Genomic DNA, 13,486 nt, shown 5'->3' on the forward strand with positions numbered 1-13,486 from the left:
TGGTCGCGGAAAGATGACTTAAGAGTGCTTCGGGGAGAAATTCTAAAACCTGCTTAAGGGAGAATTTGTGATCTTTGAAAACGGGCATAAATAATTGATTATCAACTGCTAATATACAAAATAAAAAACAGAAAAACAAATTAATTGTTTGATAACCAGCAATATAAGTATGCTTTTCCGTACGCCAAAAAACAAAAAAGTCGGAAGAAAAATTCTTCCGACCATGACTACCTCTGGGTGCGCTTTTTTATTTCACTTTATCCCGTTTCTTGCCACAAAAGTTATAATTGGTCGGTATCACATTCCCCTACATTGGAGGGGTGGCGAAAATTCAAAGAATTTTTGACGGGGTGGTTTATGTTGCACTTCAAAGAAAATCCCTAAATTTATCTCCCAATCAAAAAACATCATGCACAACAAAATCATAAAAATAAAACACGTCACAGGAACCTACACGATTGATATTGCGGAGGGAAGACTGAATGAAATGCAAAGCCAGTTGGACAAATGCCTGAACGATGAACAGGGCGCCATTGTGGTGAAGGGAGAAAATGGAGATCAGTTTGTGTATCCGGCGGATCTTCTGAGAAATAGTTTCATTTCAATTGTGGATAGGGAAGAAGTAAAGGGCATCTAAACAAAACAAAAGTCCCAAAGGTATTTCAAAGACTGTATTTTTAGTTCTGGAACGTAATATTGGAGATCTATTTTAAATAAATGACTGAAAATAATTCGCCTGATTTTAAGCCTATTATTAAGTTTCGTTAAAATTTATCAGGGAAAAGTTTTGCAGAAATATAAAATCGTTTTATATTTGCACCACTGAAAACAACGGTATAGCCGTTATTCAGGAGAGATGGCAGAGTGGTCGATTGCGATAGTCTTGAAAACTATTGACTGTAACAGGTCCGGGGGTTCGAATCCCTCTCTCTCCGCTGAAAAGCAAGAGTAAAACTCAAAAAATGCTTAAAAAGCTATTAAAATCTGCAATTTTAACTAATTGCAGGTTTTTTGTTTTTGGGCTGTATAGCCAAAATTAGCAATATCGCTTAAAAACGGATCATGCGCAAAATCTGGGGGCTAAGCAAAAAGATTCGCTAATCTGAATAAGAAAAAAGCACGATCCTTCACTCCTCTAAGCTGTAATCTAAAATTTTTTATTTTAGCATTAAAAGATTTGTATCTGCTAATTTAAAAAAAGCATTGCAAAATCCTGAGTTATGCGAGTTCCTTTTACAATCAGACTCACGTTTCTTTGAAGTATTTCATCTGTGTATTTATCAATCCGTTTTTGTCTTTTGATATGGAGTAAAACCTGTTTTCCTCTTAAGGGAAAATCTTCAGCGAAAATGGAAGAGTGAAACCAATGGACTGATATGGACGATCGGAAAACTCTTGTGGAATCATATTCTTCTCTTCAAAATCAACATGAAGTACTTCAGTATCTTCTGCTTTTATTATCTCAAAGTGGTCTGCCAAAAATCAGGAAGTAAGAGTTTTACTAATTCATCAGGAATATACATTCCGAAAATTTAATCCCCTAATTGCGTATCCCCTACTTTTGAGATTGGTCACACATCCCTTTGTTCTTACTTAATTAGTTATAACTTTTATTCTATTTTTTAGATAAAAATAATTGCTATTTTTCTTATGATATTATCATATTAGGCGTTTGTAGGCGTATTTTATTTCAGTGTTACGAAATTTTTTCTTTTTAAAATAGTATTTCATTTGTGAGTGAATTTTAATGATGTTATATTAGCCAACCTAAAAACCATAAAACTAAATTATTAATTTATCAGTAGTATTCACCCATTAACAAAATCACTTTACTATTTTTTCACTCCAAAGATGGGTTAAAATATTAAATGAGAAGATTGTTAATAAGGGCAAAAAAAAGCAAGTAGAATTTGTTCATGATAATTTGTGTAACGAATGATATAATTTTTGTTGAAAGAATAACTATTTACGGTTGAGCATATTTTAAAATTTTAAACATAGAATGGAGTTACATAATTATACAATAATTCAAAATAGAATTTCAAAGATATTTTTAGAGCTAAACCAAGATTCTAATCTAAAAAATATTGAATTTTTTTAATCTGTATGCCCTATTAAAAATGGAATTACACGACTGCAAGAAGAAGCTGATAGAGCTGAAAGTTGCTAAATATTGTAAATTATGACGGAATTTTTTTTTACACAAAGTAAAGATTACACTGTAGGGATGCCTCATTTATCCCTAACCGGACTCTCCGAAAATTGGTTTTTAAAAGAATTTGGTGACCATCACTGGAATTTGATTTCCAGAAGCCTGGGAGTTTCTACAGACAAACTTGTGGATCATTCTGGTGAACGGCTCTATGCCAGTTTTGTCAGGATGAAATGGGAATCGAATAAAGATTTATCTGCATTTAAAGAAAATGATCCGATTCAAATTACCAGCGAGATTTCCAGATTCGGTAACAAAATGTTCTTCTCAGAACAGGAATTAACGGGCTCACGTAAGAAAATCACAGCTTCGCTAATGACTGTGTTTTCTGCGAGAAGTACAGACAATACGGAATTGCAAAAGTCGGCTCCTGTAAGACAGGCAAACGAAAAAACAATTACGCATAAAGAATTACCTGAGTTTGCCAAAGGCTTTCTGCAGATGAAAAGCAACTTGTCGGATGCGGATAAATCAGAGTGGTCGCATGAGTTTGCCGGAAAAAGCTTTAAAGTTACTTCTCATTGCATTGCTCAATATGCTTATGCGATAGATCCTTTTTCTGATATCAATGGCGTTGGACTATTATATTTCGCTTCCTATCCGATGATTAATGACCGTTGTGAACGAAAGGTTTTTAACGAAATACTGAGTATTCAGGATAGTGATTGGACGCAATTAAATGCCTGCTTGGGCCGCGATATTTTTTATTTCGGAAATGCAAACCCGAAAGATGAGTTAATATATGAACTGAATCATTATGAATTCCTCGAAAAAAACAAAATCCAAATCTCTTCTTCCATATACCGGAAAGCAGATGGCAAGCTGATCTCCAAACAGTTTGTTATTCGTGAATTCAAAAAAGAATGGAAAGCGGGAATAGAGAAATATTCAGATGAACAAGTAAAACAGGTTGAAAAAACGGAAGATTTTACAGAAAATGGAAACGGTATAGAAAAAACAGAACTGATTCACAAGATTGCTGGAATTTTATCTGAAATGCTTGGAGGAGTTGTCATTTCATCCAAAACCGATTTATCTCTCCTGGGGATTGAATCCATTTTGTTTATGGAACTTTCTGAGCAACTGAATATTGATCTGAATTTGAAGACAAACCCAAGTAAGTTCTATGGAGCACGAACCTGTGAAGAAATTGTAGATACCATTTTGAACAGATCGGCAAATCCAGTTAAAGTATATGAAATTGAAAAGAGAAAAGCGAGAGACGAAATTGCCATTGTAGCGACCAGCTTCAAATTGCCTGGAGCGAATACAACAGAAGCTTTTTGGAGAATATTGAAATCCGGAAAATCAGTCATTGGAAGTTTACCAGAGGGAAGATGGAAATGGCCAAAAGAAGTAAATCCGGCGAGCTCACACAAAGGAATAGATAAAGGAGGTTTTATCACCGGACTGAATGAATTTGATCCTTCTTTTTTTTCTATTTCTCCTCTGGAAGCCGAATTAATGGATCCCCAGCAGCGCTTGCTTCTTCAGTTATCCTGGGAACTTTTTGAGCGCGCAGCATATCATCCCGACAGGTACAAAGGGAAAGATATCGGAGTATTTATCGGAGCAAGCGGAAGTGATTATGAACAACTTTCATACAACTCAACATCTGGAATCAGTGTAACCGGAAGTGCATCTGCAATGCTAGCCAATCGTATTTCATATTTCTTTGACCTTAAAGGTCCCAGTAAAACAATTGATACGGCGTGTTCGTCATCATTGGTTGCACTGCATGACGCGATTTTGGCATTAAAGGTAGGGACATGTAAGCAAGCGATAGTAGGCGGAGTCCATTTGATGTGCAACAGTGCAAAAACCATCTCATACTATACTTCAAAAATGTTGAGTGAAGATGGAAAATGCAGTACGTTCGACCAGCAGGCAAATGGTTATGTACGGGGTGAAGGAGCAATATTGTTCTTATTGAAGCCATTGAGCGAAGCACTGGAAGACAATGATGAAACTCTCGGAACGATCAAAGGTTCAGCTGTCAATCACGGAGGAAGAGTAAGCGGATTAACTGTTCCCAATCCCAAACAGCAGTCTGAATTGGTAATTGCTGCACTAAAAAATGCAAATATTACTATAAATGATTTGTCTTATTTGGAAACTCACGGAACAGGAACATCATTAGGTGACCCTATTGAAATCAATGGATTGAACGATGCCGCCAGTAAGATGAATGATGAAATAAAACCCAATACCTGTGGACTTGGTTCTGTAAAAAGCAATATAGGCCATCTGGAAGCAGCTTCCGGTTTGGTTGGCGTTCTGAAGGTTTTACTTGCAATGAAACACCGGCAAATTCCTCCTACGATCAATTATAAAAAGCTAAATCCTAAAATAGATCTGAATGCGGGTCCATTCTATATACAACAACATCTTCAGGAATGGATTTCTAAAAATGAAAATAATAAACTTTATGCCGGGGTGAGCAACTTCGGTGTCGGAGGAACCAATGCCCATGTAATTATCGCGTCTCATACCGGACAAGAAAGAGTCAAAAAAGTAACAGATACGTCTTGCTCCTTATTGTTTGTGCTGTCTGCGGCTACTGCTGAAGCCTTACAGGAGCTTGCCGGAAACCTTAAAAGATATGTGCTTCGAAACGAAAATACGGACTTGCAGTCGCTGGCTGCGACACTGCAGATGGGACGTGCTGAATTAGGGCAGCGAGTAGCTGTTGTATCTTCTAAAAAGGCTGAACTGGTATCTGCACTCGAAGACTTTGAGCATCACAAACCAAATAATCAATTGGTTCTCGGGAAAGCTAATCCGGATATTACAGAAATACTTCCGGCAGGTGCTGACTGGAATCAAATTGCAGCATATTGGGCAGCCGGAGGAACAGTTAACTGGAGACAATACGTTTCTTCAGATGTTAAATGGTTAACTGACTTACCGGTGTATCCGTTCGCAAAAGAAAAATATTGGATTGCCGGTCCAAAAAAAGATGAAGTAAAAGATGATACATCACATGAAATTTGCAATTCCGAAAGATTCTGTTTTTCCGGTGAATCAATCACTTGTTCAATTCCGGATTTAGCTGGATGGAAGAGCAAAAATCTACGATTATTATTCCCGGAACTAATATGCGAAATGCTGGATACCAATCATTCCGGCAAACACTATATTCTGAAAAATGTGTTTTGGACAAAAGAGAATACAGATTTAAAATCGGGAGATCTAGTGTCGCTTAGAATCATCAGAAAGGATGAAATGGAATATTTTGAATTCAGCAAATCCGGAAGTCCCTTGTTTTTTGGTGAAATGCAGGAAAGTAATATGAAAAAGGAGTATAATCAGATCAATTCCCGGGAAGAAAAACAACCGAATCAGCCAGATTCAGATCTGCTGAATCGGGAATTGTATGCTCTTCAAAACCCTTGCAGAATTCTTGAAATCCATGCAGAAAAAAACAGTTTTGATGGAGTATTAGAAGTGAGAACAGGAACCCTCTCCAGCATATTTCAGGGGCTTTGGACAATTCGGAGAAAGCTGGCTCCTGCCAATTCAATAATTGTCAGTGATTCGTCAGAGCAAAAAGATTTGCTTCCTTATTTTTCGGAAGAAATCAATCTGAAAGGAAAATTGACCCCGCTAATGTCATTTAAAATAAAGAAAAATAAAAATAGTTATGACTTTCTGCTATTTAACCCTCAGGGGATCATGCAATTTGCATTCAAAGGAGTAAGAACAGGAGAAATGATAACGGAATTCTTGTGTCAAAATTAAACTATGAGTAAAGTCTGTATTATTGGTGGAGGACCAAGTGGTATTTCCATCGCACGTAAGTTTTCCACATCTGGAATTGAATATGATTTATACGAAGCTGGGGCAGATTTTGGCGGAGTGTGGAATGCAAATGAGCTTTGTGGTCGGGTTTATGAATCTGCTCATCTTATCTCATCAAAGAAAATTACTCAGTTGATGGATTTTCCAATGCCGGAGAATTATCCGCATTATCCCAAACACGAAATGGTTCTCGATTATTGGAGAGCAGTAGCCAAATCTTCAGGGGTTTATGAACATGTCCAATTCAACACAACAGTAACATCTGTTCGTAAAGAACAAGACGGTTGGAGAATAAATACTGAAAATGGGCATTCTCAGTATTACGACTTGATAATTGTGTGCAATGGCTTGCAGCGTGTCGGGAGATTTCCGAAGCTGAATTTTTCCGATTATACCGGAGAAATAATTCATTCCCTGGCTTATAAAGGATCTCATCAAATAGCAGGTAAACGTGTTTTGGTAATGGGTGGAGGAAATTCCGGTTGTGATATTACTGTAGATTGCGTTCATCATTCCTCAGCAGTATTTCATAGTACCAGAAGGGGGTACTATTATCAGCCGAAATTCATCAATGGAATGCCAACTTCAGACTGGATGCTTTCGCTTGGAAATAAATTCGAATCGAAAGAAGAAGGAATGGCTTACATAGAGCAAGTATTTAAACTTGCCGGGTTCGACGGAACAGACTTTGGATTACCAAAACCTGATTACCCTATTAACGAAGCACATCCGATTCTGAATTCACAAATTTTGTACTATATCGGTCACGGATCCATTCAGCCAAAACCGGACATCAGCAAGCTGGAAGGAAAAATAGTTCAATTCGAAGATGGAACAGAAGAAGAAATTGACCTGATTATCTGTGCAACAGGCTATGATCGTGATTTTTCATTTCTTGAAAAAGGATTGGTCGATATGAAAAATGGCGTTCCTGATTTTTTCCTCCACATGGTTCCGAAAAATATAGATAACCTCTTGTTTGCCGGGTTCATTAATTCAGCCACAGGTTTTGGCAGTTTTATCGAGTCAAGTGCCAATTTCTGCGCCGAGTATATCCAAGCCTTTCGATCCGGAAGAAAAGGTCTTCAACAATTTAATGAAGCGAAAACCGAAAATATTCCAGAGATGGGACAACGTAATTTCCTCGATTCTTATAGGCATCAATGGGAAGTTGATCTCTGGAAATACCTCAAAGAAGTCAATTATTACACCGATATGTTAACTAACCACTAATTCACTTTTATGGATCCTATTCACAATAAAATGAAAGCCTACCTAGAGAATGAATTAATAGAACTTGCCCGCAGATCACTTGTTGAAAAAACAAAAAAAACCAAAACTATTGCAGTACACAAGGCCATCGAACCATCATCAGAAATGCACCTTATGGTTATTGAACGCGAACTGACCGAACAATTGGCAGCATTAATCAAGCTTCCACTTGATAAAATCGATGTAAGCAGCGGTGTTTCTCAATACGGTATGGATTCGCTGCTGATTACAGAGTTTATCAAACGTATTAGTGCCAAATTCCTTATTGAGCTGCACGCTACCGTATTTTTTGAAGCCAGAAATTTGAAGCGATTAGCGGAAATTATTCTTCAAAAAAATCCGAAGCTTTTCCAAAAAACAAAACCGACTGTGGAAATGACACATACGGTGTCTTCCGATTTTGGTTCTCTTATCGAAGCAGAAACACATGTTGAAGAAAAGGCACTGCTGGAAAAATACCGAGGCGTTTTTTCACGTGAACAGGCGGTCAATAAGCAAAATATACCAAAAGAAGAAAAAACCAGACCTCCCGCTTATGAACCGATTGCCATCATTGGAATAGATGGAATGTTTGCAAAAAGTCGTTCCGCAGAGGAATTATGGGAACATCTTAGAAACGAAGATAATTGCATCGACATTATCCCTATCGATCGATGGAAGTGGGAAAATCACTTTGGGAATCCGCAGAAAGAGAATAAAACGAATGTCAAGTGGGGTGGATTTATCCCGGAAATTGACCAATTCGACCCTGATTTTTTTACTATTTCCCCGAAAGAAGCGGAACTTATGGATCCTCAGCACCGACTTTTTTTACAGAGTGTCTGGAAAGCTATTTATCGTTCCGGATATAGCACAGCCTCACTCTCGTCAAAGAAAATAGCTGTATTTCTGGGTATCAACCTCATGGATTACCAACTCAGGCTACAGCAATTGCCGCTGGATGCCATGAACTTGACTGCTTCATCGCACGTCTTCTGTCCGAGCAGAATCGCATTCCAGTTGAATTTGAACGGACCATGTCACGTTATTGATACAGCTTGCTCCAGTTCCCTGGTAGCCATTCACCGGGCGGCACTTGCTATTCAGAACGAAGGTTGCGAAATGGCTATTGCCGGAGCCGCAAATATTATGATGGATCCCATGATGCATATTCAATATGCCAAAACAGGAATGATCTGTCAGGATGGACGCTGTAAAACCTTTTCAAAAGAAGCAAACGGATATGTTCGCGGAGATGGAGTAGGAGCAGTTATTTTGAAGAAATTAAGTGCTGCTGAAAGAGATAATGACCCGATTCTCGGTATAATTGTGGGATCTGCCGAAAATCACGGCGGTGCCTCTGCTTCGTTAACCGCGCCGAATCCGCTTGCACAGGCAGAACTGATCAAAGAAACAATCCGAAAATCCTCCGTAGATCCGAGAACCATTAGCTACATTGAGGCGCATGGAACGGGAACAGCATTGGGTGATCCAATCGAAATCAACGGAATGAAAATGGCTTTTTCTGATTTGTTTTCCGAACAGGGAATTAGCAATCCACCAAGTGGATACTGTAAAATAGGTTCGGTAAAAACCAATATCGGTCATGCTGAAACTGCTGCCGGACTTGCAGGCCTGACAAAGGTATTATACAGTATGAAGCATCGTTATATTCCTAAATCATTGCATTCGGAAGAAATTAATCCGATGATTGATTTGAAAAACACACCGTTTACCATTGCCCAGAATGGTGGTAATTGGGAAGAGATTCAGTTAAATGGTAAAAAACATCCGTTAACGGCTGGAATAAGTTCTTTCGGTGCGGGTGGATCCAATGCGCATATTCTTGTTACAGCCTACCGGAATAAAGATGAGCAACCTGTTCAGGAAGAGAAAAAAGAATTGATTGTTCCTGTTTCAGCCAAATCGGAAGAGAGTTTAAAGAAGTATATTGTTGCTTTACAGTCATTTTTATTGGTAGATTCTCATCGGGGAATTCCTACATTATCTGATATATTGAAGCAGGAATTGCTTCAATGGTTTTCGGGTCACCTGAGCATTTCACAAACTGAAATCAGATCCGAAATGAGTTTTGAAGAACTGAATGTTCAACAATTCGACCTCATTACTTTTGCAGTCCATTTTTCAGATCGCTGGCACATTGATCAGCTTCAGCATGAAATAATAAATACCACATCGATTGGTCATTTAATTACCCATATTGAAAACAGATGGCGGAAAGAATTACAAGCTTTTTATCAACTTCCAACTTCCGTTCAGACTATAAGAACAGATATTTCTCTTCGGGATCTGGCGTATACTTTACAGGTAGGGCGGGATGAATTTCAGTATCGTTTAGCCTTTATTACAAATTCTATTGAGGATTTATTGCTGCAGTTGATAGCTTATCTGGACAATGGTTCTTCTCCGAAAACATATTTTGAAGGAAATACACGAAAAGATAAGGTAGAATTGTTGCTTACTGGGGAAGCCGGAAAAGCATACATTGATGCAGCAGTTCGTTTTTCAGAATTGAATTCCTTGGCCGGTTTATGGACAAAAGGGGCGCAAATCGACTGGAAATTATTCCATTCTTCTCACGCTAAAAAGATAGAATTACCCCCTTATCAGTTCAAGGAAAAGCGTTTTTGGATAGAGGCTGATGATATTAAGGTGGCTCAAATTACGGAAAAACAATCGGTAATCATCCAGAAAAAATATGATTCGGTTCCTGCAGCTTCGGAAACCGGTACGATGAGTTATTATCAAAGCACCTGGAAACAGGAAAATCTTGTGCCGGATGCAGCTACTTCTCTATCTTCAGCCGATACCATTGTTTTAGTAGATGTTTCGGAAAAGCTTACCACTTCAGTATCACAATTTCTGAACTGTAAAATCCTTCATCTTTCTTCGACTTCTCCTGTTGATCTGTTTGAGGGTGTAAAGAACGAGATTCTGAAAAGCATCACAGGTAAATCACCGTTGAATCTTACTGTTGCTGGGTTAACTTCCCGTTATCACAGCTTTGGATTCTTACGGGGACTGATTAAATCTGCAGAACAAGAATGTTCTTGGTTCACGGGCAGAATACTTGGTGTGGAAGACTTCAGTGCTCCTGAGAAATGGGTAGAGATACTTAAAACTGAACTAAAAACAGCTTCCAAAGAGATCAGCTACCAAGGAGGAGTTCGTTCAGTGCGTATGCTGAGGTCTGTAGATCTTGCGGATAACCGCAAGGTTTCCTTTCGCCCGGAAGGAGTATACCTGATTACAGGCGGCTTCGGTGGTTTGGGTGTACAGTTTGCCCAGCACATCAGCAGGAATTACCCAACGGCAACGATTATCTTATCAGGCCGAAGAACAGCCAATGAAATACAGCGACAGTTACTGTCAGATCAACCTTCCTGGAGATATATTCAAACGGATGTGAGCGATGCTGTTTCTGTTGAAAGACTGATTAGTCAAATCAAAAAGGAATATGGCCAACTGACCGGAATCATCCACGCTGCAGGAGTTCTAAGAGACAGCTTACTGGTTAAGAAAACCCATGAAGAAATAAAAGCCGTGTTTGGCCCCAAGATTTCAGGGATCATGCACCTGGATGAGGCAACCAAAGAAGAGTCTCTAGATTTTATGGTGAATTTTTCTTCGGTGTCTGCTGTATTAGGTAATATCGGTCAGTCAGATTACGCATCGGCGAATGCCTACCTGAATGATTATACGCATTACCGGAATATTTTGGTTGAACGGGGAGAAAGACACGGACAGACATTGAGTATAAACTGGCCGTTGTGGCGTTCTGGGGGAATGCAGATCGATGAATCATCAGAACAATACTTAAAGCGCCATTGGGGAATGGAACCACTTCCAAGCAAATTGGGAATGGAAGCCTTTGATGTTATTTTGAAAAGTGGTTGTTCCGTGGCGGGATTGGTATACGGTGATCCGGATATTCTCGAAAAGAAATTTTATGACCAACCGGTGATTGTCTATCAGAAAACCGGTTCGAAACCGGCTATTGATAAAACAGCACAAGAAGAGGCATTTCGAAACAATCTGCTGAAGATGGCAGCTGACATATTGAAGTTGGATACTGCGGAAATGGATCTGGAACTCGAATTCGGTGAATTTGGTTTCGACTCGATTTCACTGACACAATTTTCCAATGCGTTGAATGAGACCTATGATCTTCACCTGATGCCTACCATTTTCTATAATTATCCGACGCTTCACGAGTTGGGTTCATTCCTGATGGAAGAACATGCCGATAATGTTGTAAAGGAGAATATATCACCATTCGAAGCAAACGAACTCGGTTTCGATATTCCGGAAGAAATACGAACTACAGAAACAGGAAAGATGCGTTCGCAAAGAACGGAACAGGAAGAAGTAGCAATTATTGGTATTGCCGGGAGATTGCCAGGAGCAGAAAATCTGGATGTTTTTTGGAAAAACCTAGTCAATATGTACGATGCCATTTCAGAAGTACCTGCAGACAGATGGAATTGGAAGAACTATTTCGGTGACCCCTTTAAAGAAAAAAATAAAACCAGAGCAATTCATGGCGGATTCATTACCGACATCGATAAATTTGACGCCTTGTTTTTCAATATTTCTCCGCATGAAGCAGAGTTGATGGATCCGCAGCAACGCATTACACTTGAATTGGTGTACCATTTATTTGAAAACGCAGCCATTCGTCCCGAAGATTTAAAAGGAACAGATACAGGAGTTTTTGTTGGGGTTTCATCCACGGATTATTCCATCCTGTTGAAAGAACATGCAGATGTGGTAAGTGAAGCCCATTTTTCTACAGGTTACTCTCATGCCGTTTTGGCAAATCGTATTTCCTATTTGTTTGATCTGCATGGTCCTAGTGAGGCCATTGACACAGCTTGCTCCAGTTCGTTGGTTGCAATTCACCGGGCAGTTGAAAATATCAGATCCGGATATTGTTCTATGGCGGTTGCCGGAGGAGTCAATGCTTTGCTGGCTCCCGATCTGACTTTATCATTTACACAAGCCGGAATGCTGAGTGAGGACGGAAGATGTAAAACATTCGACAAAAAAGCGAATGGTTATGTGCGTTCGGAAGGAGTCGGGTTCATCTTGCTGAAATCTTTGAAACAGGCGGAAAAAGACGGAGATACCATCTTCGGGATTATTAAAGGAAGTAACGAAAATCACGGCGGAAAAGCCAATACGCTAACATCTCCGAACCCAAAAGCACAGAAAGATTTATTGGTAAATACCTATTTGAAAAGCGGAGTTTCATTGAGGGATGTAACATACATTGAAACACATGGTACGGGAACGCCTCTTGGAGATCCTATTGAAACGGAAGCGCTAAAGGCTGCTTTCCGGGAAATTGCTGCTATTCAAAATTTACCGATAAAAGGTACATCGTTCTGTAAACTCGGAAGCGTAAAAACAAATATTGGTCACCTTGAATCCGCAGCAGGAATTGCAGGTGTGCTTAAAGTGATTTTGAGTATGCAGCATCAAATATTGCCAGGCAATCCGCATCTCACTTCCCCAAATGAATATCTGGAACTGGAGGGTAGTCCGTTTGAATTGGTAAAAGAAACACAAAACTGGAAATCGGACAGACCGAGAATTGCAGGAGTGAGCAGCTTCGGATTCGGAGGCTCAAATGCACACGTAATTGTGCAGGAATATCCTAAAAAAAAACTCGATTATTCCTCAGAGAATGAATTGGTTGTGATTTGTTTATCCGCTAATACGACGGCTACACTTCAACAGCTGAAGAACAATTACCTGCATTTTATTCAGGAAAATAAGCAGACTGATCTAAAAAATATGGCCTATACGCTCCACATCGGACGAGAAGAACTAAAATACCGTTGGGCAGCAGTTGTATCTGATATGGGGGAACTGAAAGAAAGTCTTTATGGAAGCAAACAAGAAAGGGAATTTGAAGGAATTGTAAGCAAATCAAAAGGAAAGAAATCCGGAGAGAATCAAGAACTGACGGAACTGGCAATTGCATGGGTTGAGGGCTATGTTGTCGATTGGACAAAACAATACAAAAATAAACGACCAGTTAAATTACAATTACCCAATTATCCGTTTGCAAGAAACAGACACTGGATTCCGGTTAAATCGATTGAATTGGAATCAGGGATTGCAGTCAAAGAAATTATTAAAGTAAAAAGTTCTGGGAAGCTGCACCCATTGTTACATCAGGTGAAATGAGAATAA

The 13,486-nt window shown here is 39.2% G+C and carries 5 protein-coding genes and 1 tRNA gene; 5 read left to right on the forward strand and 1 reads right to left on the reverse strand.

Translation table 11 applies throughout. From position 1 onward, the window contains the following. Positions 1-409 precede the first annotated feature (409 nt). Positions 410-637: a glyceraldehyde-3-phosphate dehydrogenase gene (locus HHL23_RS03985; RefSeq protein ID WP_169233528.1), complete on the forward strand. Its 228-nt coding sequence runs from the start codon at positions 410-412 to the stop codon at positions 635-637. 213 nt (positions 638-850) lie between these two features. After that, positions 851-935 (forward strand) — tRNA-Ser (locus tag HHL23_RS03990). Positions 936-1,186: 251 nt separating this feature from the next. Here the strand turns inward: HHL23_RS03990 and HHL23_RS22975 are convergent. Next, on the reverse strand, positions 1,187-1,378 hold the full coding sequence (locus tag HHL23_RS22975) for an ISAon1 family transposase N-terminal region protein (protein WP_449386647.1): 192 nt from the start codon (positions 1,376-1,378) through the stop codon (positions 1,187-1,189). 804 nt (positions 1,379-2,182) lie between these two features. Between HHL23_RS22975 and HHL23_RS04000 the strand changes: the two genes are divergently transcribed. From HHL23_RS04000 to HHL23_RS04010, 3 genes are read left to right on the forward strand one after another with little or no spacing between them, the layout of a single operon-like run. Continuing rightward, complete coding sequence (locus HHL23_RS04000; RefSeq protein ID WP_169233529.1) at positions 2,183-5,953, forward strand: Pnap_2097 family protein; 3,771 nt, start codon at positions 2,183-2,185, stop codon at positions 5,951-5,953. A gap of 3 nt (positions 5,954-5,956) precedes the next feature. Continuing rightward, positions 5,957-7,246, forward strand: coding sequence for a flavin-containing monooxygenase (locus tag HHL23_RS04005; protein ID WP_169233530.1), 1,290 nt, complete (start codon positions 5,957-5,959; stop codon positions 7,244-7,246). A gap of 9 nt (positions 7,247-7,255) precedes the next feature. Then, positions 7,256-13,480 carry an SDR family NAD(P)-dependent oxidoreductase gene (locus tag HHL23_RS04010; protein WP_169233531.1) on the forward strand — a complete coding sequence of 2,075 codons (6,225 nt, stop codon included), beginning with the start codon at positions 7,256-7,258 and terminating at the stop codon, positions 13,478-13,480. Positions 13,481-13,486 lie beyond the last annotated feature (6 nt).

The sequence above is a fragment of the Chryseobacterium antibioticum genome, from assembly GCF_012927325.1.
Lineage (GTDB): Bacteria > Bacteroidota > Bacteroidia > Flavobacteriales > Weeksellaceae > Chryseobacterium > Chryseobacterium antibioticum.

Bases quoted from the DNA above. Each gene is read 5' to 3' on its own strand.
- HHL23_RS03985 (WP_169233528.1), top strand. From the start codon at position 410: ATGCACAACAAAATCATAAAAATAAAACACGTCACAGGAACCTACACG.
- HHL23_RS04000 (WP_169233529.1), top strand. From the start codon at position 2,183: ATGACGGAATTTTTTTTTACACAAAGTAAAGATTACACTGTAGGGATG.
- HHL23_RS04005 (WP_169233530.1), top strand. From the start codon at position 5,957: ATGAGTAAAGTCTGTATTATTGGTGGAGGACCAAGTGGTATTTCCATC.
- HHL23_RS04010 (WP_169233531.1), top strand. From the start codon at position 7,256: ATGGATCCTATTCACAATAAAATGAAAGCCTACCTAGAGAATGAATTA.